This is a genomic window from Pseudomonas wuhanensis, from assembly GCF_030687395.1.
Lineage (GTDB): Bacteria > Pseudomonadota > Gammaproteobacteria > Pseudomonadales > Pseudomonadaceae > Aquipseudomonas > Aquipseudomonas wuhanensis.
In genome coordinates, this window is record NZ_CP117430.1 from 5,732,552 (window position 1) to 5,756,421 (window position 23,870).

The window sequence follows — 23,870 nt, forward strand, 5'->3', positions numbered from 1 at the left end:
AGCGTTCAAAAAAGAGGCCGCATTGTCCGGGATTCAATCAACCTGCTCAAGCACGTAGCGATACCGTAGCCGACTCGCTTGCAACTCCCTATAATGCCGCCCCTATGGCTAAACAGAAGAAACACCCAACAGGGACCATCGCGCAGAACAAAAAGGCGCGACACGATTACTTCATCGAGCATAAGTTCGAGGCTGGTCTGGTCCTGGCCGGCTGGGAAGTAAAAAGTTTGCGGGCAAGCAAGCTACAACTGGTTGACAGTTACGTACTGCTCAAGGATGGCGAAGCCTGGCTGCTCGGCAGCCACATTACGCCGCTGATGACTGCCAGCACCCACGTCATCGCTGATCCGACCCGCACCCGAAAATTGCTGCTCAACCGGCGCGAGCTGGAAAAGCTGGCCGCTGCCGTGCAGCAAAAAGGTTACGCCTGCGTGTGCCTCTCCTGGTACTGGAGCAAGCACATGGTCAAGTGCGAGATCGCTCTGGGCAAGGGCAAGAAGGAATACGACAAGCGCGATACCGAACGCGAGCGCGACGCCGGTCGTGAATTGCAGCGTGCGGTGCGAAACAAGGGCAAGGAAGATTAATTTTCCTGCTTGATCGCGGCTTTTGTGGCGAGGGAGCTTGCTCCCGCCCGGCTGCGAAGCAGTCGTAAACGATCTGCTTAACGGTCCTGGCCCAGGGGCCGCTTCGCGCCCCAGCGGGAGCAAGCTCCCTCATCACAGTGAATTGACTACATCCCCTTGCGCCGCTCCGCCCGAGCCACGCGCTGCACTTCCTGACGCACCTCTTCCAGCACTTCCTGCACATACAAAATGTGCCGGCTGGAAACCTCCCGCGCCTGCTCCGCCCTTCCTTCGATAATCGCCAGATACAATTCTCTGTGCTGCGCGATCAACATGTCGCGGGTTTCGGAACGCTGTTTGTACATGCCGCCGATGTTGGTCACCACGTTGCGCTTGAGCAGGTCGAACAAACCACGAATGGTGTGCAGTAATACCGCGTTATGACTGGCCTCGGCGATCGCCAAGTGAAAATTTGCGTCCGCCGTGCCCTCTTCCGCCCGACTCACTTCGTCATGGCGCGAATAGCAGTCCTGCAATTCATCGAAGGCTGCAGTCAGCCGCTCACGATCCACGTCCGTGGCGCGCAGTGCCGCGTAGTAAGCGCAGGATGCTTCCAGCGTATGACGAAACTCCAGCAAATCACGCTGGGCTTCGGGGTTGCTTTCCAGCAGATGCAGCAGCGGATCGCTGAACGTCGAGCCCAGGGATTCCACCACATAGTTACCGCCGCCCTGACGGCTGACCAGCAATCCTTTAGCGGCCAATTTCTGAATCGCTTCGCGCAACGAAGGGCGTGACACGCCGAACTGCTCGGCCAACGCACGCTCTGCCGGCAGGCGTTCGCCAGCCTTCAAGGTGCCCTCGAGAATCATCCCTTCGAGTTGCTCGACAATATCGTCAGACAAACGGCGCTGCCGAATCTGATCAAACCCCATCACTCAATTCTCCACGATCCCGGCGGCTCGCCGGGCTCTCTATTCTGGCCTATCGGCGCTGCGCCAGCACCTACCAGGCGACGTTTGATCGAACAGATCAGATGCGTTCTGCACCGCTCATTCGACAAAAGTTTTAGGGCGGCAAATTGACACACCGCATACAAGGCTTTTACCCTAGCCAACAGCGATTGTAAATTGGTATTACCAATTATCCAAGAACGCTGACCAGTGCCTGACCAACAACAATTAGGGGCCACCCCATATGCAAACCTGGCAACAGCTCTACAGCCCGCTCGGCAGTCTCGGCGTGTCCGCACTCGCGGCCGTCATCCCCATCGTATTTTTCTTCCTGGCCTTGGCCGTATTCCGCCTCAAAGGCCATGTGGCCGGCAGCATTACCCTCGCGCTGTCGATTGCCGTGGCAATCTTCGCGTTCCAGATGCCGGTCGATATGGCCTTCGCGGCAGCCGGATATGGCTTCGCCTACGGCTTGTGGCCGATTGCGTGGATCATCGTGGCAGCGGTATTCCTCTACAAACTGACGGTCAAAAGTGGCCAGTTCGAAGTGATCCGCAGCTCAGTGCTGTCGATTACCGATGACCAACGCCTGCAAGTACTGCTGATCGGTTTCTGCTTCGGCGCGTTCCTGGAAGGTGCCGCCGGTTTCGGCGCACCGGTAGCGATTACCGCCGCGCTGCTGGTGGGACTGGGCTTCAACCCGCTGTACGCCGCGGGCCTGTGCCTGATCGCCAACACCGCACCGGTGGCTTTCGGCGCACTGGGAATTCCGATCATCGTCGCCGGGCAAGTCACCGGCATCGACGCGTTCAAGATCGGCGCCATGACCGGTCGCCAGTTGCCATTGCTGTCGCTGTTCGTGCCGTTCTGGCTGGTATTCATGATGGATGGCCTGCGCGGCGTTCGGGAAACATGGCCGGCTGCATTGGTGGCCGGTTTGAGTTTCGCCATCACCCAGTACTTCACCTCGAACTTCATCGGCCCGGAACTGCCGGACATCACCTCGGCGCTGGCCAGCCTGGTTTCTCTGACGCTATTCCTGAAAATCTGGCAGCCAAAACGCGCCGCTGGAGCCCACATCGTCGGCGCGGTCTCGGCTTCCGTGGTGGCCAGCGCCGGTGGTTTCGGTCAACCGCGCACCACCGTGGCTTCGCCCTACAGCCTGGGGGAAATTTTCAAAGCCTGGTCGCCGTTCCTGATCCTCACCGTACTGGTCACCATCTGGACGCTGAAACCGTTCAAGGCGATGTTCGCTGCCGGCGGCTCGATGTATAGCTGGGTGTTCAACTTCGCGATTCCGCATCTGGATCAAATGGTGATCAAGGTCGCCCCGATCGTGACCGCCCCGACGGCGATTCCGGCGGTGTTCAAACTCGATCCGATTTCTGCGACTGGCACGGCGATTTTCTTCTCCGCGCTGATCTCGATGCTGGTGCTGAAGATCAATATAAAAACTGGTCTGACCACTTTTAAAGAGACTGTCTACGAACTGCGCTGGCCGATTTTGTCCATCGGCATGGTGCTGGCCTTTGCCTTCGTCACCAACTACTCGGGCATGTCGTCGACCATGGCTCTGGTACTGGCAGGTACGGGTGCGGCATTCCCGTTCTTCTCGCCGTTCCTCGGCTGGCTCGGCGTGTTCCTGACCGGCTCCGATACTTCGTCCAACGCACTGTTCAGTTCGCTGCAAGCAACCACCGCGCACCAGATCGGCGTCAACGACACCTTGCTGGTGGCGGCGAACACCAGCGGCGGTGTGACCGGCAAGATGATTTCGCCGCAATCGATCGCTGTGGCCTGCGCCGCGACCGGGTTGGTGGGCAAGGAATCGGATCTGTTCCGCTTCACCCTCAAGCACAGCCTATTCTTTGCAACGATCGTCGGCCTGATTACTTTGGCTCAGGCCTACTGGTTCACCGGCATGCTGGTGCACTAAGCACTACACGCCACACAGAAAAAACCGACGCCGGATTACGCCCCCGGCGTCAGCTATTCATAACCGGGTCTGCAAGGCTGCTGAAAGCTTGTCTCTCTATATTCAGCAGCCTCAGCGGACGGATAACCGGGACCACCCGGAGACACGCCTGATGAGCGAGCTTTTTTACAACGCTGTGCCGAACGCGACCCGCGTCGCCCCGCCACTGCCCGAGCCTCGGCAATACCCCAGCGAAAAACCGTCACGGGTGTACCTGTTCGGGACCTGCGTGGTGGATCTGTTCTACCCCGAAGCCGGGATGGACGCGATCCACCTGCTGGAACGCGAGGGCATTCGTGTTGAATACCCGCAAGGGCAGAGCTGCTGCGGGCAACCGGCCTACACCTCGGGTTACACCGAACAGGCCAGGACCGTGGCGCGCTCGCAACTGGCGCTGTTTGCCGGGGATTATCCGGTGGTGGTGCCGTCGGGTTCTTGCGCGGGCATGTTGCGCGAACATTACGCCGACTTGTTCAAGGACGAGCCGCAGACGTTGAAACAGGTTCAGGCCCTCGCGGCACGGACTTATGAGTTGGCCGAGTTTCTGCTGTTTGTCTGCAAGGTGCAGCTCAAGGACAGCGGCGAACCGGTCAAAGTGGCGCTGCACACGTCGTGCTCGGCACGCCGTGAAATGAACACCCACCTGCATGGCCGTGAGTTGTTGGCGCAGCTAAGCAATGTGGAGCGAGTCGACCACAGCCACGAAAGTGAATGCTGTGGCTTTGGTGGGACTTTCAGCGTCCGTATGCCAGATATTTCCGGCGCGATGGTGGCTGACAAGACCCGGGCGTTGAAGGAATCCGGCGCGCACAAGGTACTCAGTGCCGACTGCGGTTGCCTGATGAACATCAATGGCTCGTTGGAGAAACAGCAGGAAGCGTTGCGCGGTCAGCATTTGGCCAGTTTCCTGTGGCAGCGTACCGGAGGTGCCCGATGAGCACTTCCACGCTTATTCCTACGGTTGCCGTAGAAGAAGATTTTCGCGCCCGGGCTCACAAGGCTTTGGCTGACACGCAACTGCGAAACAACTTTCGCACTGCAATGGATTCACTGATGAGCAAACGGGCAGCGTCCTTCAGCGATGCCCATGAAAGAGAACATCTGCGAGTGCTGGGCAATGCTGTCCGCGCCCGTGCTTTATCCAAGTTGCCCGACCTGCTCGAGCAGCTTGAACAGAACCTGACCCGCAACGGTGTGACAGTGCACTGGGCGGAAACGGTGGACGAAGCCAATGGCATCGTCTTATCGATCATCCGCGCTCACGAGGCGCGGCAAGTGATCAAGGGCAAATCGATGGTCAGCGAAGAGATGGAGATGAACCATTTCCTCGAGGCTCAAGGCATTGAATGCCTGGAGTCGGACATGGGGGAATACATCGTCCAGCTCGACCACGAGAAGCCTTCACACATCATTATGCCGGCGATCCACAAGAATGCCGGTCAGGTCGCGTCCTTGTTCCACGACAAACTTGGCGTGGAGTACACCAAGGACGTTGACCAACTCATTCAGATCGGTCGCAAAGTCTTGCGACAGAAATTCTTCGAAGCAGACATCGGCGTCTCCGGCGTCAACTTCGCCGTGGCCGAAACCGGCACCCTGCTGTTGGTGGAAAACGAAGGCAACGGGCGCATGTCGACCACCGTGCCACCGGTACACATTGCCGTCACGGGCATCGAGAAAGTCGTCGAAAACCTGCGGGACGTTGTACCGCTGTTGTCGCTGCTGACCCGTTCGGCGCTCGGCCAGCCGATCACCACCTACGTCAACATGATCTCCGGGCCGCGCAAGGAACATGAACTCGACGGCCCGCAGGAAGTGCACCTGGTATTGCTCGATAACGGCCGCAGCCAGGCGTTTGCCGACAGCGAATTGCGCCAGACCCTGAACTGCATCCGCTGCGGCGCCTGTATGAATCATTGCCCGGTCTACACACGAATCGGCGGTCATGCCTATGGGGAGGTTTACCCTGGGCCTATCGGAAAAATCATCACCCCGCACATGGTCGGCCTGGCGAAAGTCCCCGACCACCCGAGCGCGTCTTCGTTATGTGGCGCTTGCGGTGAAGTCTGCCCGGTAAAAATTCCGATCCCCGCATTGCTGCGTCGCCTACGGGAAGAGAACGTCAAAACCCCGGACAGCCCGCATCAAGTCATGCGCGGTCAGGGCAGCAAATACTCGCGCAAAGAACGGTTTATCTGGAACGCCTGGGCGAAGCTCAACAGCTCGCCGACGCTCTATCGTCTGTTCGGCTTCTTCGCCACCCGCCTGCGCGCGCTGACGCCGAGCAACGTCGGCCCATGGACCCAGAACCACAGCGCACCGAAACCCGCCGCCCGCTCACTGCATGACATGGCCCGCGAGCATCTGGCCAAACAGGGAGACCGTTGATGAGCGCCAAGCAAAATATCCTCGCCAAGTTGCGCAACAGTCTGACGGGTACCACGCCGGTGCCTGACAACTTCGATGTCGAATTGGTGACCGAGCCCTACACCTACGCGCCCGATCAACGTATCTCGCAACTGCGTAAACTGATGGAAGCGGTGCACACCGAAATTCACCTGACGTCCAAAGAAGGCTGGCCCGAATTGCTGGCGCAACTGCTGCAGGATCGCCAATTGCCGAGCCTGTTGATTGCGCCGACGACACCTCACGGTCAACGCATCACTCAGCATTGGGCGAAAAATCCTGGCCTGCCAGCGCTAAAAGCCTACGACCGCCCGGTCGAGGAATGGAAAGCCGAGTTGTTCAACGATACCCCGGCCAGCCTGACCATTACTCTCGGGGCGATCGCCGCGACAGGCAGCCTGATTCTCTGGCCGACGCGGGAAGAACCGCGCCTGATGAGCCTGGTGCCGCCGGTGCATTTCGCCCTGCTCAAGGCCAGTGAAATCCGCGACAACTTCTATCAGGTGCAACAGGAATTCGAATGGGCCCAAGGCATGCCGACCAACGCCTTGCTGGTCTCCGGCCCATCGAAGACTGCCGACATCGAGCAAGTGCTGGCTTACGGTGCCCACGGCCCGAAAGACTTGGTCGTTCTGATCCTGGAGGACCAATGAGTCTACCTGTGGCTTTCCTGCGAGATGCGCAGCAATTGATTCCTGAAGCGCGACGTTTCGATGATCCGCTGTCGACTTTGGCCTTTGGCACCGACGCCAGTTTCTACCGGTTGATTCCAAAACTGGTGATTCGTGTCGAGTCCGAAGACGAAGTGGTGGCGCTACTTAAACTGGCACAGCGGGATAAAGTCCCGGTGACCTTCCGCGCCGCCGGCACCAGCCTGTCGGGCCAGGCCATCAGTGATTCAGTGCTGATCGTGCTGGGAGATAACTGGAACGGTCGCGAGATTCGCGGGCAAGGTACACAGATCCGTCTGCAACCAGGCGTGATCGGTGCCCAGGCCAACGCCTGGCTGGCACCGTTCGGACGTAAGATCGGTCCGGATCCAGCGTCGATCAACGCCTGCAAAATCGGCGGCATCGTTGCCAATAATGCCAGCGGCATGTGCTGCGGCACGGCGCAGAACACCTATCACACCCTGGCCGGAATTCGCCTGGTGCTGGCCGATGGCAGCCGTCTCGATACCGAAGACGCCGCCAGTGTCGCGGCCTTCCGTGAGAGCCACGCCGAACTGCTGGAGCGTCTGGCGACGTTGGGCCGCGAGACCCGCGCCAATGCCGAACTGGCTGCGAGAATTCGCCACAAATACCGTCTGAAAAATACCACTGGGCTGTCACTCAATGCCCTGGTGGATTTCGACGAGCCTGTGGATATCTTGAGCCACTTGCTGGTGGGCTCCGAGGGCACACTCGGGTTTATCAGCGCGGTGACCTACGACACGGTAATCGACCACCCGAACAAGGCGTCGGCGCTGATCGTGTTCCCGGATGTGGAAACCTGCTGCAACGCCGTCACCGTGCTGAAAAGCCAACCGGTGTCGGCCGTGGAACTGCTGGACCGTCGCAGTCTGCGCTCGGTGCAGGACAAGCCCGGCATGCCGGCTTTCGTACAACAGCTGTCGACCAATGCCTGCGCCCTGCTGATCGAATCCCGCGCCGCTTCGTCCTCGTTGCTGCAGGAGCAACTGGCGCAAATCATGGCGTCGCTGACTGGGTTCCCGGTGGAGAAGCAGGTGGACTTCACCGAAGACCCGGTGGAAAACGCCCGGCTCTGGGCAATCCGCAAGGACACCTTCCCTGCCGTCGGCGCGGTGCGCAAAACCGGTACCACGGTGATCATCGAAGACGTGACCTTCCCGGTGGAACAACTGGCCAGCGGCGTGAACCGCTTGATCGAGCTGTTCGACAAACATCACTACGACGAAGCGATCCTTTTCGGACACGCCCTGGAAGGCAATCTGCACTTCGTCTTCACCCAAGGCTTCAACAGCGCGGAAGAAGTCGCACGCTACCAGGCATTCATGGACGACGTCGCGCAGTTGGTGGCCGTTGAATTCGGCGGTTCGCTGAAAGCCGAACACGGCACCGGCCGTAACATGGCGCCCTTCGTCGAACTGGAATGGGGCAGCGACGCTTACCAGTTGATGTGGCAGCTCAAACGCCTGCTCGACCCCAACGGCATTCTCAACCCGGACGTGGTGCTCAGCGACGATCCGCAGATCCACCTCAAGCATCTGAAGCCGCTGCCCGCCGCCGATGAGATTGTGGATAAGTGCATCGAGTGCGGTTTCTGCGAACCGGTGTGCCCATCGAAAGGCCTGACGCTGAGCCCACGCCAGCGCATCGTGATCTGGCGTGACATTCAAGCGAAGAAACGCGCCGGCACAGACACCACCGAACTAGAACAAGCCTACGAATACCAAGGCATCGATACGTGCGCCGCCACAGGCCTGTGTGCACAACGTTGTCCTGTAGGAATCAACACCGGCGAGCTGGTGAAAAAGCTCCGCGGCCGTAAGGCAACGCATACGAAAACCGCCAACTGGATTGAAGGACATTTCGCCACCGCGTTGCAAGGCGCGCGCTTCACCCTGCACGTGGCCAACGGTGCGCGGATGCTGTTGGGAGCGCCACGCCTGGCGAAGCTTTCGGCATCGCTGACGCGGCTGTCCAAGGGTCAGGTTCCGCAATGGACCAACGCCATGCCACAGCCGGAAAGAGCCATTCGTTTCAGCCCGAGCCTGTCGGACGAGCGGCCTCAGGTGGTGTACCTGGCGGCCTGCGTGTCGCGGGTCATGGGCCCGGCGGCGGGTGATAAAGAGCAAATGTCGCTGTACGAAAAAACCCGTGGTCTGTTGGAAAAGGCCGGCTACCAAGTAGTTTTTCCGGACAATCAGGACAATCTTTGCTGCGGCCAGCCATTCGCCTCCAAAGGCTACGCCGAACAGGCCGAACACAAGCGCCAGGAACTGATCGGCGCACTGCTGCACGCCAGCCGCGGCGGGCTCGACCCGATCTATTGCGACACCAGCCCCTGCACCTTGCGGCTGGTTCAGGACTTGGGCGACGTGCGACTGGACCTGTACGACCCGGTGCGTTTCATTCGCACTCACTTGATGGATCGTCTCGATTTCATCCCCCAGGAAGCGCCGATCGCGGTGCATGTCACGTGCAGCACTCAGCATCTCGGCGAGAGCCAGGCGTTGATCGATCTTGCGCGTAAATGCAGTAAAAACGTGGTCATCCCGGAAGGCATTCACTGCTGCGGCTTTGCCGGTGACAAGGGCTTCACCACCCCGCAATTGAATGCCCATTCGTTACGCACGCTGAAGGACGCGGTGCAGCAATGCAGTGAAGGGATTTCCACCAGCCGCACCTGTGAGATTGGTCTGACGCAACACAGTGGAATTGACTACCACGGGCTGGTTTATCTGGTGGATCGTGTGACCCGGGCCAGGGCGACCTGAAGAAAAATAGAACCCTGGCGTACTGCCGCAGTCCACCGATCAAGTCCCGCAAAGCGGGATCTTCCCCGAAGTTGGCAGCCCGTTCTGATGGCCAGCAATGCCTGGCCTTTCAGTTCAAGGAGGTACCCATGAAACGCTCTGTATTGTTGGGTCTGTTCGTTACTGCCTCAATGCTGGCATCCCCCTCGTTTGCCGCCGGCGATGATCTCTGTGCAACCAACCTGCAAGCTATCGCCAATGCCAAGACTCAGACCCTGACGCCGGAAATGAGAACTCGCATTGAGGCCAGCGTCCAGCAAGCCAAGGCCTACCAGGCGCAAAACACCGAAGAAGGCACCAAGAAATGCATCTCCGAAACAACTCAAACCCTGCAGGAGATCCAGAACGCGGGCAAAGGCGATAAAGGCTGATAACGACTGAGGGTCAACCTTCGGGTTGGCCTTCTAAGCCATTCGCCCCACCTCCCGGAAAAATCTTTCACCCCATCGCCAGCAAAAACAGAACCCTTGCACGCCATCACAGTCCATTTGTTAAGCCCCAATCAGCGTGGCCCAATCCCCACCCCGTTCCAGGAGATACCCATGAAGCGTTCCGCCTTGGCTGGACTGCTCATCGCTGCAACAACGTTGGCTTCCTCCGCATACGCCTCAAACGATAGCGATCAATGCGTAATGAAGCTCCAGGAAGTCAACAGCAAGCTATCCAGCGCTGCCACGCTGGACGCCGCCACCAAAGGCGTCGTCATCACCAAAGCCGAACAAGCCAAGGCCGCTCACGCTGCCAACAACGACAAAGAATGTGTTTCCCTGACGCAGCAGGCGCTTCAGGACATTCAAAGCCACATGAATAGCCATTAGCGCCGGGCCAGATAACACGCAGGTAAAGACGGAAGGTCGACTCGCCGCGCGCATTGGCGTACACTGCGCTTGCCTGCAGGTTACACACTGCAGGTTCGGGGCCGTTTAGGATTCGACGCCGGTTGCGAAACTTTAGGTGCATGCCGAGTTGGTAACAGAACTCGTAAATCCACTGTTGCAACTTTCTATAGTTGCCAATGACGAAACCTACGGGGAATACGCTCTCGCTGCGTAAGCAGCCTTAGCCCTTCCCTCCTGGTACCTTCGGGTCCAGCAATCATCAGGGGATGTCTGTAAACCCAAAGTGATTGTCATATAGAACAGAATCGCCGTGCAGTACGTTGTGGACGAAGCGGCTAAAACTTACACAACTCGCCCAAAGCACCCTGCCCGTCGGGTCGCTGAGGGTTAACTTAATAGACACGGCTACGCATGTAGTACCGACAGCGGAGTACTGGCGGACGGGGGTTCAAATCCCCCCGGCTCCACCACTTGATCATCTAAAGACGTCCACGGACGTCTTTTTTTGTGCCTGAAATCCAGTGAAATCAAGGGTTTAAGGGCTACTGGGCTCCGCAGAAGTTTTTTGAGTTCCAGCCGTTTGGGTATTCCAAATGGTATTCCAGGCCATCCAGTGCTATTTTTTGGAATACCAAAACGGTGTCAGAGGAAGCTCTCATGCCTGCTCCAGCCCTTCGCCTTTCCGACCGCCAGCTCAAGGCAGTCAAGGCAAAAGACAAGGATTACGTCCTCAGCGATGGTGACGGCCTTCAGCTCCGAGTCAGGAACAACGGCTCGATGCTGTGGAACTTCAACTACCGCGAGCCGGTAACCAAACACCGTATCAATATGGGGCTGGGCACGTACCCAGAGCTCTCACTAGCGAGCGCCAGGAAAAAAGTGGTGGAAGCGCGCGAGCTGCTTGCACAAGGCATTGATCCCAAGGTGCACCGCAATGCACAGGACGAAGCCAAACGAGCGGAGACGGAACACACGTTCGAGAACGTGGCCACCGCCTGGTTCGAGCTGAAGAAGGACTCCGTCACACCGGCGTACGCCGAAGACATTTGGCGATCGCTCACGCTACATGTATTTCCAGACCTGAAAACAACGCCGCTCTCGAAAATTACCGCACCGATGGTCATCGAACTGCTTCGCCCAATCGAAGCCAAAGGCAGCCTCGAGACAGTGAAGCGATTGAGCCAACGGCTTAACGAGATCATGACCTACGGCGTCAATTCAGGACTGATTTTTGCGAACCCACTCAGTGGCATTCGCGCAGTGTTCAAGAAACCCAAGAAACAGAACATGGCCGCGCTACGACCCGATGAGCTTTCTGAGCTCATGATCGAAATCGCGAACGCCAGCATCAAGCGGATCACCCGCTGCCTGATCGAATGGCAACTGCACACCATGACCCGTCCTGCCGAAGCGGCCACCACCCGATGGGCAGACATAGACTTCGACAAACGCATCTGGACCATCCCACCGGAGCGTATGAAAAAGCGCCGTCCGCACACCATCCCGCTGACCGAACACGCACTCGCGTTACTGGACACGCTCAAGCCCCACAGCAGCCACAGGGAATACGTGTTCCCATCAGATAGAAATCCGCGCACCCACGCCAATAGCCAGACCGCCAACATGGCGTTGAAACGCATGGGCTTCCAAGACCGCTTGGTCAGCCATGGCATGCGCTCCATGGCCAGCACCATCCTGAACGAGCATGGGTGGGATCCGGAGCTGATCGAAGTCGCGCTGGCGCATGTCGACAAGGACGAAGTCCGCAGCGCTTACAACCGAGCGGACTACATCGAACGCCGGAGACCGATGATGGCTTGGTGGAGTGAGCACATTCAGAAAGCGGCCACCGGCAACCTGTCGGCATCTGCGATCAATCAAACCAGGGACCACAACGTCGTGCCAATACGGTGAGCGCTCACCGGACGCCGCCAGGAACCGAGAATGACTCCCCAGATGGAGTGTTGGTTGATTTGGCGACAGCGGCGACAGCGGCGAAAACCCGCGTAATACCTGGCCTGCAGCATGGCGACAAAAATGGCGACTGTCGCCACTGCAAGCCTTGTTCTTGGGGCCTTTTGACTAAGTCCATGCGAGCGGGAAGGCTCCGCATTCCCACTCGCATGGGCTCTGCGTTATGGCATCTCACTTGACCACCTAATTGCATTGCCACTGACCAGTCATTCGCATTCGCGCTGACCAGCCGTTTGCAGTTGATGGATGTCAGCGGATGCAACTCAGCCGCGAGAGCGTCAGCCAAGCACTGAAGGACTGCAACCGGCCGATTGTGTTGAAAAAGTCGACCCGGCCTGGTGACCCATGCATTGAGCGGTGAAAGCGCCTTTTTTGCACGCCGCTACGTCAAATCTGAGTCCTGAACCTTCTGCGCTAAACACAGATTTCAATCTCAGACGCGCACTTTTCTGCCGTGGAAACCGAAGCCGACTTTTTCAACACAATCGGCCAAAAAGAGACCGTGACTCTGCCGGGTCAACGCTCTATTCACGGGAAGATGTCGGCTGGTCACGGCCTTGCTAGGAGGGGTGGCGTCCGGTCAACTATGCAGGGCCACCGATCGAAGCGACACAGCAAGGTCATATTCCATCAGGCGTACGTTTGGCACCTGTGATGCCGCGTACCGTAGTTTTTGGCCGATGTCAGAAGCGACGATGACGCCATACACGCTCCTCTCGCCCGCGAGGTGCTCTTTCACCCAGCCCATGTAACGAAGGATTTGTCCCATTGCCGCGTCCGGCCCACGACCTACTTTCAGTTCGAGGACGTAGAAGTCGCCGTTCCCCGTCGCCAGGATGTCGATCGGGCCGACGTCAGTTTGGAACTCCACGCCGTCGCGATCGTCCGTGCGGTATAGCGTGAGCGGCGCATCGTGGCCAGGTAACCTTGGAAGTTTTTTAGCGAGGTAATCGCGCAGGTGTGCCTCCAGAGCGAACATGCTGTACGCCTCATCGGATGCCTCAACAGCTTCGACGATCGGCAGCGGATTCTCACCCACCCCGTCAGCGAGGCGGACGATCAGTGCGCCATCGCCAGATTGTGCGATCTCCCACACGCCGTGCTTCTCTGGTTGGTACCAAACGACCCGGCCGCGCCCAGTGCTATACAGGTAATCGTAGGCCGTGTCGGTGAGCCGTGGTTTCTTGTTCTCGTTGTAGTGAATACGTGATGGGTGATTCACCGCCCCCGAGATGATGCTGCATGTCATCGAACTGTCGTTGACGTCATGACCATACATCGACCTTACCTTTGCTTTAATCGCAGGGTATGTGCATTCCCCGTTCATCTGCTGCGCCGCTTCCCGAACCATCTGCCATACCGGCGGGCGGTTGCCATTGCTCACTGTTGTACTCCTCGTTTGTGTTCTGTTTTCGCGTAATGAACCACGCCGTGAGCGTATAGGGTTCACTTAATCGTGGTAGCAATTCGTTAGCCCTTACAGCGAGCTTTGGATAGTAAGCCGCCTTTCAAGAGAGGGCGTAATCGGTCAGTTTCGGCCTATCATGAGCGTCGATTAAATCTGGTACGGTTCAGCCCATGCCATTGTGTGCGACCTACTTCCCGGCAGCTTTGATATTGGTGGGTGTGAACTACGCGAAGCCGAACGTATCCCTATGGGCAGCAAGGTAGGGCAAATGCTTTGGATTGAGCTTGCGTAGCTTCATGGATTTCGACAGACCAAACTCTGGAGGCAGCTTTTCGGCAATGCTGGACAGCAGAATAGAGCCATCATCTTTGAATGAGATCAGACCTTGGTCAAACAGGCGATCGTAGTGTGGCGCCAGTAGCAAGCCGTTAAATGGATCGAGCTTGGAATCTGCTTCTGACTGGCTCCAGGGAACAATGTGCGATGCGACCAGCAGCTTGGGCTCCTTTACTCCGGAGAGTGCGCAAGCATCACCCCAAAACCCCATCAATTGCTTCCTGAACTTCTGCTGGCCGACGCGGGCCATGATTGTCGTTGCCCGAGCGGTAATCAGGTTAGCCAAATCTTTTGTACTCCCGACCTGGCCATCTTCATGTTCAACGGCATCGAGCACGGTAACGATGAAGCTGGATTCGGAATTTTCCAGCACGATGGGGCTGATCATATCAACGAGCGCTTTCGGGAACTTGATCTCGCGTCCGCTAGTGATCTGAAAGTAATCGACGATATCCAGTTCGAATCGTGGCTCGAATGAGATTTGTAGGAGGCGGCGTGTGCCGTCTACGAAATTGCAGTTTTCACGAACCTCGGTGTGGGAGCCCCAAAGAATGTGTTCCTTTTTACGGTCGCGGAATGGCTGTTGCCAGGATGTATCCGATAGTTTGATGAGCTTGGCCATGCCAATCCCTTTTCGAATGAGAACACCAATGGGCTGTTAAGACAGTACTTCCCGAAAGGGACTGACCTTGCTGATCACTCGCAAGCCACGCTCAATGAGGTGGCAAGGCAGCTAAATAGCCGCCCTCGGAAAACACTAAACTACGAAACGCCCGCTGAACGATTTAGCCAATCTGTTGCATCGACCGGTTGAATCCACAGCCAAAAGCAGCCAGTCAGCATCCACAAATGGGCCGATTCACCGTGTGTGGTGCTAGGTTAAGGGACAGATTTATTTACCCCAATTACCCCCAGCAAACTTAACCTGTGGCAGGGGAGCTGACGCCCTGGCCACAGGGAAATCCGGCTATCACTAAGGCGGGTCGTTATGCCGTCGCGACTTCTTTTGGTGTAAATGTATCGCGCGCTACGTTACCGATGGTGTTGGTCGTGTAGGCATCGAAACTTCCACCAATCAAGCCACCCAGCAGGGGCACGGCTTTACCGAGATTGATCACGCCTTTTTCACCAAATTTGGTGAACAACTTGAAGCCTACCTTTTTGTTTATCTCTATCAGCGTCTTACCGGAAATCGACTTCACTGCGTTCATCGCCAGCTTGTTGCCGACGGCAATGCCGATGTCTTTCAGCACTTCCTTGGCGGAGTTGGCTGTGAGGCAGGCGAAAACCAGGGTCTTTACCTTGTCATCCTTGACGTCGTAGCCACCCAAGTGGGCGATGGCGGCGATCATGCGAATTTGTACGAAAAGCACACTCGTGATGTTGGCGGGCAACGCGACGGGCAGTGTGATCAATCCACCGAGGCCGGTAATGAAGCCTGAGGTGGCCGATTTGGTGTTCTGCCAGCGAATCAGGGAATTAGCTTGATCGTAGGCAGGGCTTTCTTCCTTGGCGTAGCTGGCTGCGAGCTCCTCGGCGGAATCAAGACCGGAGAATCCATTCACAGATCTCTCGTAGGCCCAGTCGAGGACTTGCATTATCTTTTCTTGACTTATCAGTTCCATCTTCAGTCTCGGTGCATGATTGATGGCTTTATGATGCCATACATGTTCCTTTATCCGCATTACCTTGCTTTGAACAATTTTCCTTCGCCACATCCATCCGCCTGCGCCGACGGCAGCACCCCATTTACTAAATAATTGCCCACATCCGCGACTGTATACCTGCGGATTGTGGTTCGCCAACGTGCGGGGATTCTTGAGGTTCTGACCCCAGTTAGCCGTCTCCACCTGATCAGTAGACTGACCGCTATTGGCCGATTCTGTTGAAAAAGTCGACCCGGCCAAATGGGCAATGCATTGAGCGGTGAAAACGTCATTTTTGTACGTTGCTATGCAAAATCCGAGTCCTGATCCTTCTACGAGTAGTGCGGATTTCAATCTCAGACGCGTTCTTTTCTGACCCGAAAACGGAAGCCGACTTTTTCAACACAATCGGCCGTCTCCGCCGGTCGTCACTACGGCGTTTGCTGGTCACGTCGAATGCAAACGGTTGATCAGCACGAATGCAATTGACTGGTCAGTGACGATGCAAATGGGTGGTCAAGTCCATGCAATTACGCAGGCTCACATTAAAAACCGACAAACGACCACCCGGCCATGGAAAGCCACCGGCCTCCAAGGTCTTCCAGTGCTATCGATTGGCGCAACAGCCGCCCCCAAAATACGGTTGACCTCGAGCAGAACGAGCGCTAAACAAGAACTGTACCAGCGCTGTCCTCGACAGCACCCAGGTAGCCAGAACCTTTGAGGCTACGCCACATCGTGGTGGTTTTCCCCAAGTGCGATTAGCGTCCGGCGGCTCGCATGGTCACAGCGATGTGATGGATGTCTACTTCTCAACTTTGCCCACTGCGGCAACTCAGGCCTTCTCCTGGCTGCTCTGCAGCAACTTATCCGCTTGGCCATTTCTTGCGCCAACCTGTTGCCCGTCTCTTTGCCTCCTAAAGAGACGGGCGCATATCACACTGCTGCAGCCCTGCTCGCACGGGCCTTTGCAGCTTTCCCCCTCGTGACAATCGGCGTGACAAACACCGAATGCTCACTCACCACAGCGATGCCGATGATGGTTCCGCAGCCCATGAAATGGACTGCACCTGACTGACAGTCAGACATGCCCCGGTCATCGTCTCGCTGCCTTCACCCGACTCAGGATCTCGCGGCATTGGTCTCGTCAGCCAGTGCAGTCTCCACCCGCCCACCGCTACCGGTGTTCAGGAGGCCAGATCATGAGATGCCCAAGCTCCCGGTCGTAAGGAGCCGTCAGTCCCGCGTTAGTGGACAAACCTCACAGGCCGCAGGGGCCTTGATCCCTGATAACACTCAACAACCGTGGCGGGATGAGTGAGGACGAAGTCGATAATCTCAGGAGAATTGCGATGCAACTGTGCGAAGCGTTCGAGCCACCACAACCATTGCTGGAATACCAGCAGGCGCCACTGCCCTACCCGGTCGAAGCGCTCGGGGATCTGTTGGGCCCTGCGGTCGAACGACTGGCCGAGGTGATCGGCGTGCCCTGCGCCATGGCCGCGCAATCGGTGCTGGCCAGCGCTGCTCTGGTGAGCCAGGGTCATGCCAATGTCCAACTCGACGGCCGAACCTATCCGCTGTCCCTCTACCTACTGACGGTGGCGTCCTCGGGTGATCGCAAAAGCGCAGTGGACCATCTGGCACTGAAGGCCGCGCGTGACTGGGAACGACAGCAGTGGACCCTGTATGCGGAAAAGCTCAAAGCCTATCGCGCCGCTACCAGCATCATGGCCAAACCCAAAACCTCAAAGAAACACGCGGAGGCGGAAGACGGTGAGCTATCCGAGCCGGTACCGCCAAGACTGATCATTGCCGAGCCCACCATTGAGGCCCTGGTCAAAAGCCTATGCCAGGGTTTGCCCAGCATGGGTTTGTTCAATGATGAAGGTGGCCAGTTCTTGGGCAGCAGCACCATGAGCAAAGAGAATCTGCTCAAGGCGATCACCACCTTGTCGACACTGTGGGATGGCAGCCCTATCGACCGGGCGCGCTCTATGGCCGGAGAAAGCCTGCGAGCCTATGACCGCCGCCTCAGCCTGCACCTGATGCTGCAACCCTACCTGGCCAACCAGCTGTTCAAAGACCCGGTGATCAAGGGCCAAGGCATCCTCGGCCGTTGCCTGATCAGTTGGCCCGAGCGCCTGGTCGGCCGGCGGCTCTACAAAGCGATCGACCTGAGTCGGGATGCCAGAGTCCAGCGCTACCAACAACGGATCACCGTCCTGCTGCAACAGCCCTGGTCGCTTCACCGGGATGGCTCACTCAATCCCGCCACCCTGGAGCTGACTGCCCATGCCCGCCGGGCCTGGATTGATATTCACGACACCATCGAGTGTCAGTCTGGTGAGTTTGGCGAGCTGGCCGGCGTCCAGCCTGTCGCGGGCAAGGCCGCGGCAAATGTGCTGCGTATCGCGGGTGTGCTGGCCATGGTTGAAGAGGCCAGTCAGCTGGACGAAGCACACATCCAGCGCGCCTCCACGTTGATGGATTACTACCTGGCCGAGATCCAGCGCCTGACCGAACAGGAACCGGTCAATAGCCGATGCGAAGAGGCGGATCGGCTGCTGCGCTGGCTGGTGCAGAAAGGCTGGACCCACTTCACCATTCGCGACGTCAATCGCAACGGCCCTCGTTTTGCCCGCAAAAGCGCTGACCATACCGCCTCTTTATTGGTCGTGCTGATCACTCATCGCTGGCTGAGCAGCCGCGATGGAACGACCTTCGAGGTAAGCCATGTTCCGCCTCAATGACGCGGTGCGCCGCTACCAAGCGCAACATCGACCACAGCCAGAATCGCGGAGTGTCGCCGCCTCTGTCGCCACCCTGTCGCCACGCGCCAGGCCAGAAACGACGCGGGTTGTCGCCACTGTCGCCGCTGTCGCCACACCACTTCTCGACCCTACCCACATCGCCCTGCTGATCGAGCAACTGCGCGAAGAAGGGGCACTGCTGCAACACCAGGAGAACGCCCTCCTGATCCGCCCGACACACTGGCAGCAGATGGACAGGCTCAGCCCCCACTGGAAAGCCTTGCTGCTCTTTCTGCAAACAAACGAAAACGGTGATGATGGCCTTGGTCGGTCGGCGTGAGGGTCGCAACTTTGGCTATGGCCGCCAGCTGAGCTACGCCGGCCCGCAAGCACTCAAGGATCTGTTTGCCGGCGGCCACTTCGCCACGGTCAAAGCGCATAGCGATCGCTGGCAAGCGTTCGTGCGTTGGTGTCGGTCAGAGGAGGGTCCCGGTTACAACGATGCGCGCCAGATCGATCGACGGACGCTGCAGGACTACGCCGCATACCTGCGCCAGCAGATCCAGCAAGGTGAACTTTGCATCGCTACCGCGCAGAACCGCCTCAGCAGCGTCAACCGTACCCTCGCTGCGCTGCGCGGTAATCAGGACGTGAGGATCGCCAGCCCGAGTCAGGCGTTGGGACAGAAACGCTCGACCGTACGCCACCGTGCACCGGATGGCCAAGACCGCCAACAGCTGCGGCGAGTGCTTAAGGTGCTTGGCGAACGGCAACACGAGCGGGTGGCGGTGATTGTCCTGTTGGCCCGAGAAACCGGCATGCGCCTGCGCGAAGCGATCCTGGCTGACCTGCCACGACTGCAACGCGAAGCCGAACACTTAGGCCGCATCAACATTCAGGACGGCACCAAAGGCGGCCGTTCAGGGGCTTCCGCCCCGCGATGGGTTGTGGCTAATGAAGAGGTGAAGGCGGCGCTGCAGTTGGCTCGTCATGCGTCGCCGCCCCATAGTCGCAACCTGTTGGCCCGAGACGAAAGCTACGCCGCGTTCCTGCAACAGACCGTGCTCCCCGCCCGCGACACGCTACATAAACACGGGCTGAAGGGCTTTCATGAACTGCGAGCAGCCTACGCCTGCGAGCGTTACGAACAGCTCACGGGCCACGTCGCACCGGTCAATGGTGGCCACTGTTACCGCATTGACCGCGACCTTGATCAACAGGCGCGCCAACAGATCAGCCTTGAACTCGGGCATAACCGGATCGATGTGGTTTCGGCCTACATTGGAGGTCGAGCGTGACCAAGCCCTTCGATATGGCGCTGTTCCTGAGCGGCGTACTGACTGGCTCGAAGGCCACCCAGCAACGACACCTACGGCAAGCCCGAATCATGCAAGCTGCCATTCAACAGCGATGGCAGCGAGATAATCCTTGGACCTGGCAGCTCAAGCATTTGCGCTGGTTTCTCACTCAGTACCTGAAAGACCATACCGACGCCACCCGGTATTACTATCGACTCACAGCTCTATTGCTCTGGAAGCGATTAGGGAGAGTCCGAGAGCTGCTGATGTGATATTCGACGAGTCCTAGCCTAGCCCACCAGTCGCACTTACAATCGGGCTAGTGCAACCTCACTCTTTCCAAACCTCAGCAGCCAACGGCAACTCATTCAGCTCGGCACGGGCCTCACGCCACGTTGGAAAATGCTCCCCAAGGATAGAGATAAAGCGATCGTTGTGGGTGGGTTCGAGCAGGTGAACCATCTCGTGGACGACCACGTACTCAAGCAGGTCTTTCGGCTTCTTCACCAGCTCGGTGTTCAGTCGAATGTTACCTGCTTGATGGTTACAGCTGCCCCACTTGGTTTTCATCCGCTGCAGGTAATAACCAGCCACCTTCACCTTCAGCTTGCACTCCCACTTCCTGATCAATACAGGCACAACGGCGTGCATTTGCAGCTTCTGCCATTCGTGCATCACTTCTGCGCGTTTTTGTGCATCGCTGCCTGGGCGAACAGTCAAGGTAATGCGTTTGTGGTCGAGCACCACCGATGGCTTGGCATCCTGATGGTTAACCACCATCAGGTAGCGTCGACCCCAGATATAGTGGCTTTCTCTTTCCACAAACTCACGCGGCGCCTCACGCGCCTGCGCTTCCAGTTTGCTCTGCTGCTCGCGAATCCAGCCCAGTCGGGAAATAGCATAAGCCCGAGCGACTTCAAGCCGCGTGCTTGTTGGGGCGACTAACGTTACCCGCCCCTCGGGCGGGTGCACGCTCAGGTGGACATTCTTGATGTCTTTCCTGGTCACTGAAATTGAAATGTCGCCCAGCTCAATAATCTCGTTCATCAATATCCCTGTTGGTTCTTGATGATCTCGAATATTGCCGAAGTCGCTACACGGTCACGCCCCATCAGGGGAAACAGCGCATTAAGAACCTGCGCTTCCCGCGCAGGATCTCCTCGCCAGGACGAAGGGGCTGATCCGCGCATGGCCAGATCAATATCCAGAGCCAGTTTCACCTTTGCCCCTTCATCTTTCGGGCACTGGAAGGTGGTCGTTGCAATGTTGTCCAGGTTATTAAAAAGCACAGTCGCTTCCCGATGGCCGTTAAGTGCAGCCGGGGAGTTGCCTGGTCCTTTCTGCCCCAACTGTCTGACCAGCGCCTCGGCCTTACGCAAAAATTCCTCGTAAGCGGCTGCATCGTCACGACTCTGTTTGATCAGATCCTCAAGCAACCGCGACATACCCTCGTAGAACTTCGGGTCTGTCAGTTGCTCTCGAATGATGGTCTTCCGTACGTTGTTGATAATGCCTTCGGCAATCGCTCCCTTGGAGAGGTTGCCTTTGGCGTTGAGCTTTTTGGCGATGGCATCGTGAACGCCAGTCTGAACAATCAGCTCAACCAGCGAGAAATTATCGACCGTGCTCATCGGGTCGGCAGGGTCTGCCTGAATATAGGTATTGAGCAGATGCCGCATGTCCGCTTCGAAAGGCTTGATATCCAGCTCTTCGCCGGAATGTTTCTTTATCGCCTCACGAACGTCAGCGTAGAACTGCACTTCTGTCTGAAGCCTCCCGGCTTCAGCAGCCGAGTAACCGGCTTCGGTGAGGTTCTGCGCCAAGTCGGCAAACGCCCGCACAAATGAAGCCACCGCCTTGTAGAAGGACACCCGCAGTGCTTCGGTCTCATCCAGCCCATTGGCATTAGCGGCAGCACCACAGAAGTAATGGATAAACTGCTCAATCTCACGCGGTGGTGGCACGGGGTCGCACAAGTAACTCAATGCCTCACGGGCAGCGTCCAGTTGCTTTTTCCCTTCGACCAGCCAGTTCTTCAGCTCAACGTTGTTATTTCCCCCGCTGCCTGCGTCGACATCCAGCTCGTCAGAGGTGTACACCGAAATGGCGTCTTGTACGTCGCCGAACAGCTCTTTGAAATCGACGATATAGCCAAAGTCCTTGTCATCACCGTCGAGCCGATTGGTGCGGCAAATTGCCTGGAACAGGTTATGGTCCCGCAGCTCGTTATCCAGATAGATGTAGGAGCAACTAGGTGCATCGAAGCCAGTCAGCAGCTTGCTGACCACGATGAGTAGCTTCAGGTTGGCCGGTTCCTCAATGAAGCGACGCTTGGTCTCTTCTTCATAAGCGGTGGTGGTCTGGCTCGGCTTCAGCACGTACTGCGTGTAGGTATCGAACTTGTAACGCTCATCACTTTGCTTCGGCTCGCGGGAAATTGCGTTGTGATTCGGCTCATAGGACGTGACGATGCCGCAATACGTGCCGAAATAGGTGTTCTTAAACAACCGGAAGTAGTGACAGGCATCGTAGATGCTGGCGGCCACCAGAATGGCCGTCCCTCGGTCATTGTTCAGTCGTGGCTTTAAGCCAAAATCCTCAATGATACTAGCGACGATGCGCTGCTTACGCTCACCAGCACTCATGAGCGACTCCATGGTGGCCCATCGTTTGCGCAGGATCGATTTCTGGTAATTGTTCAGAGCTTTGGTTGCTCGTTCAAACCATGCATCGATTCCGTCCCGCGAAGTCAAACGCTGCGGTACGTCGCGCGCTTCATACTTAAGGTCCAACACGACCTTATCCGCCACCGCTTCATGGAATTTGTAGGTATGGATGTAAGTGCCAAACACATCGCGCGTAGTCTGCTTGTCCTTACGCAGCAACGGTGTACCGGTAAAGCCAATAAACAGCGCATTGGCCAGCCACTGCTTCATTTGCTTGTTCATGTCACCGCCTTGGGTACGGTGACATTCATCCACGAAGACATAGAAGCACCCATGCATGGGCGGTGCCGGTACGCTCAAATCAGGCTCAAACTTGTGTAGCAAGGCACATAGCAGGCGTGGTGCGGCAGCTGAGAGCTTCTGCACAAGATCGGCGCGAGAGGTAATGCGTGGCGAGGGCGAGTCGTTGCCGATTACTCCGGCATTACGCATCACTCCGGATATTTGCTTGTCCAGCTCATCGCGATCCGTGATGACCAGAATGCGCGCCTCAGGATCATGCTCCAGCAACCACTTGGCGATCAGCACCATCAGAATGCTCTTGCCACTGCCCTGGGTATGCCAGATAACCCCGCCCTCTTTACGCCGAACCCGCTCCTGTGCGGCCTTCACTGCAGCGTATTGATGAGGGCGCGGCACCTTCTTGATACCCGCATCGAAGATGATGAAGTTGCGAATCAGATCGAGTAAACGAGACTTCTCACACATCTGCGCCAGCGGGTCGTCCAGCAAGTAACCAGACAGTGGCACTTCTGCACCCGTTAGCACTTGGTAGCGAGCAGGCATCTCCTGCAGGGTATTCAACTCCTCAGGCCCAGCGTTCAGGGAAGACGCCTTCCACTCGACAAAAAACTCGGCGCGGGTAGTCGCCGTCCCGTAGCGCAAGCCCTGAGAGTCACTGCCAGCGAAGACCAACTGCACTGTACTGAAGAAACCTTTGTTGAAAATTTCCTCCTGGTTGGTGATCAGTTGGTTAATACCATCGCCCACCTCTACCGAACTACGCTTGAGCTCAATCACACCGATGGCGATACCGTTCAGATAAATCACCAAATCAGGGCGGCGCTCATGACCACCGCGCAAGGTCACCTCTTCGGCAATGGAGAAGTCATTGCGTTCAGGGTGCTCCCAATCAACCAGATGCACCGTTTCGTGGGCCTGCCCAACGGCTACCTGTACCGGCACGCCGTAACGCAGCAGTTGGTAGGTACGCAGATTAGCCTGATACAGCGTGATGCCAGTGGCATCAGCCGCAGTCATCAGCTTTTGCAACGCTGCCGATATCTGTGCATCGGAGTAGCCGCGCTGCTTCAGGTTTGCCTGCAACAGCTCGACTTCAATGTTGCGATTTTGCCCACGCTTGCTCCACTCACCCAGGTAGTTGTAGTCAAGACAACCAGGCCTCGACTTGTCCGTAAACAAAGCCAAAACACGATTCTGGGTGCGACGTTCGGAGCGAGGTTGTTGAATCATCAGGTGCATCCTGCAGGG

Annotated in this window: 19 protein-coding genes, 1 other RNA gene and 1 pseudogene; 15 read left to right on the plus strand and 6 right to left on the minus strand. The window is 57.4% G+C overall.

All coding sequences use genetic code 11. The features are described 5' to 3' along the window. The first annotated feature begins 104 nt into the window (after nucleotides 1–104). Nucleotides 105–587 (plus strand): SsrA-binding protein SmpB, encoded by a 483-nt coding sequence (smpB, locus tag PSH88_RS26545; RefSeq protein ID WP_007900551.1) that lies wholly within the window; start codon nucleotides 105–107, stop codon nucleotides 585–587. A 146-nt stretch (nucleotides 588–733) separates the two neighbouring features. Here the strand turns inward: smpB and PSH88_RS26550 are convergent, their stop codons facing one another. Continuing rightward, nucleotides 734–1,501 (minus strand): GntR family transcriptional regulator, encoded by a 768-nt coding sequence (locus PSH88_RS26550; RefSeq protein WP_305423632.1) that lies wholly within the window; start codon nucleotides 1,499–1,501, stop codon nucleotides 734–736. 262 nt (nucleotides 1,502–1,763) lie between these two features. Here PSH88_RS26550 and PSH88_RS26555 point away from each other — a divergent pair, with 262 nt between their 5' ends. The 9 genes from PSH88_RS26555 (at nucleotide 1,764) to PSH88_RS26595 (ending at nucleotide 12,152) form a co-directional block, all read left to right on the plus strand. Further along, nucleotides 1,764–3,455, plus strand: coding sequence for a lactate permease LctP family transporter (locus PSH88_RS26555; RefSeq protein ID WP_305423633.1), 1,692 nt, complete (start codon nucleotides 1,764–1,766; stop codon nucleotides 3,453–3,455). Nucleotides 3,456–3,606: 151 nt separating this feature from the next. Then, nucleotides 3,607–4,431: a (Fe-S)-binding protein gene (locus tag PSH88_RS26560; RefSeq protein ID WP_018929467.1), complete on the plus strand. Its 825-nt coding sequence runs from the start codon at nucleotides 3,607–3,609 to the stop codon at nucleotides 4,429–4,431. Next, nucleotides 4,428–5,882: a LutB/LldF family L-lactate oxidation iron-sulfur protein gene (locus PSH88_RS26565; protein WP_305423635.1), complete on the plus strand. Its 1,455-nt coding sequence runs from the start codon at nucleotides 4,428–4,430 to the stop codon at nucleotides 5,880–5,882. The genes PSH88_RS26560 and PSH88_RS26565 overlap by 4 nt, the downstream gene beginning before the upstream one ends. Next, entirely contained in the window at nucleotides 5,882–6,553 is a 672-nt protein-coding gene (locus tag PSH88_RS26570) for a LutC/YkgG family protein (protein ID WP_305423636.1), read from the plus strand. The genes PSH88_RS26565 and PSH88_RS26570 overlap by 1 nt, the downstream gene beginning before the upstream one ends. Continuing rightward, the gene (locus PSH88_RS26575) at nucleotides 6,550–9,360 is read left to right on the plus strand and encodes an FAD-binding and (Fe-S)-binding domain-containing protein (protein ID WP_305423638.1); all 2,811 of its coding nucleotides are present in this window, start codon (nucleotides 6,550–6,552) and stop codon (nucleotides 9,358–9,360) included. The genes PSH88_RS26570 and PSH88_RS26575 overlap by 4 nt, the downstream gene beginning before the upstream one ends. Nucleotides 9,361–9,488: 128 nt before the next feature. Then, nucleotides 9,489–9,770 (plus strand): hypothetical protein, encoded by a 282-nt coding sequence (locus PSH88_RS26580; protein WP_305423639.1) that lies wholly within the window; start codon nucleotides 9,489–9,491, stop codon nucleotides 9,768–9,770. 171 nt (nucleotides 9,771–9,941) lie between these two features. After that, nucleotides 9,942–10,217: a hypothetical protein gene (locus tag PSH88_RS26585; RefSeq protein WP_305423641.1), complete on the plus strand. Its 276-nt coding sequence runs from the start codon at nucleotides 9,942–9,944 to the stop codon at nucleotides 10,215–10,217. Between the two features lie 97 nt (nucleotides 10,218–10,314). Continuing rightward, nucleotides 10,315–10,708: a transfer-messenger RNA gene (gene ssrA / locus PSH88_RS26590) on the plus strand. 187 nt (nucleotides 10,709–10,895) lie between these two features. Continuing rightward, nucleotides 10,896–12,152 (plus strand): integrase domain-containing protein, encoded by a 1,257-nt coding sequence (locus tag PSH88_RS26595; protein ID WP_305423642.1) that lies wholly within the window; start codon nucleotides 10,896–10,898, stop codon nucleotides 12,150–12,152. Between the two features lie 640 nt (nucleotides 12,153–12,792). Here the strand turns inward: PSH88_RS26595 and PSH88_RS26600 are convergent. Together PSH88_RS26600 and PSH88_RS26605 are read right to left on the minus strand one after the other, a co-directional pair. Next, nucleotides 12,793–13,596: an endonuclease NucS domain-containing protein gene (locus PSH88_RS26600; protein WP_122559349.1), complete on the minus strand. Its 804-nt coding sequence runs from the start codon at nucleotides 13,594–13,596 to the stop codon at nucleotides 12,793–12,795. Between the two features lie 247 nt (nucleotides 13,597–13,843). Next, entirely contained in the window at nucleotides 13,844–14,578 is a 735-nt protein-coding gene (locus PSH88_RS26605) for an HNH endonuclease (RefSeq protein WP_192346364.1), read from the minus strand. 12 nt (nucleotides 14,579–14,590) lie between these two features. On the opposite strand from PSH88_RS26605, the pseudogene PSH88_RS26610 reads away from it, so the two are divergent. Continuing rightward, nucleotides 14,591–14,770 (plus strand): annotated as a pseudogene (locus PSH88_RS26610) (transposase); the annotation flags it as partial. Between the two features lie 172 nt (nucleotides 14,771–14,942). Here the strand turns inward: PSH88_RS26610 and PSH88_RS26615 are convergent. Then, complete coding sequence (locus PSH88_RS26615; protein ID WP_305423643.1) at nucleotides 14,943–15,956, minus strand: EcsC family protein; 1,014 nt, start codon at nucleotides 15,954–15,956, stop codon at nucleotides 14,943–14,945. Between the two features lie 998 nt (nucleotides 15,957–16,954). Here PSH88_RS26615 and PSH88_RS26620 point away from each other — a divergent pair. The 4 genes from PSH88_RS26620 to PSH88_RS26635 are packed head-to-tail and all read left to right on the plus strand — an operon-like array spanning nucleotide 16,955 to nucleotide 19,925. Then, nucleotides 16,955–18,355 (plus strand): YfjI family protein, encoded by a 1,401-nt coding sequence (locus PSH88_RS26620; protein ID WP_305423644.1) that lies wholly within the window; start codon nucleotides 16,955–16,957, stop codon nucleotides 18,353–18,355. Continuing rightward, nucleotides 18,339–18,695 (plus strand): hypothetical protein, encoded by a 357-nt coding sequence (locus tag PSH88_RS26625; RefSeq protein ID WP_305423645.1) that lies wholly within the window; start codon nucleotides 18,339–18,341, stop codon nucleotides 18,693–18,695. The genes PSH88_RS26620 and PSH88_RS26625 overlap by 17 nt, the downstream gene beginning before the upstream one ends. Next, nucleotides 18,673–19,653, plus strand: coding sequence for an integrase domain-containing protein (locus tag PSH88_RS26630; RefSeq protein WP_305427061.1), 981 nt, complete (start codon nucleotides 18,673–18,675; stop codon nucleotides 19,651–19,653). Before PSH88_RS26625 ends, PSH88_RS26630 begins: the two co-directional genes overlap by 23 nt. Continuing rightward, complete coding sequence (locus PSH88_RS26635) at nucleotides 19,650–19,925, plus strand: hypothetical protein (protein ID WP_305423646.1); 276 nt, start codon at nucleotides 19,650–19,652, stop codon at nucleotides 19,923–19,925. Before PSH88_RS26630 ends, PSH88_RS26635 begins: the two co-directional genes overlap by 4 nt. A 58-nt stretch (nucleotides 19,926–19,983) precedes the next feature. Here the strand turns inward: PSH88_RS26635 and PSH88_RS26640 are convergent, their stop codons facing one another. Next, nucleotides 19,984–20,700, minus strand: coding sequence for a M48 family metallopeptidase (locus tag PSH88_RS26640; protein ID WP_068935182.1), 717 nt, complete (start codon nucleotides 20,698–20,700; stop codon nucleotides 19,984–19,986). Continuing rightward, entirely contained in the window at nucleotides 20,700–23,852 is a 3,153-nt protein-coding gene (locus PSH88_RS26645; protein ID WP_305423648.1) for a type I restriction endonuclease subunit R, read from the minus strand. The genes PSH88_RS26640 and PSH88_RS26645 overlap by 1 nt, the downstream gene beginning before the upstream one ends. Nucleotides 23,853–23,870 lie beyond the last annotated feature (18 nt).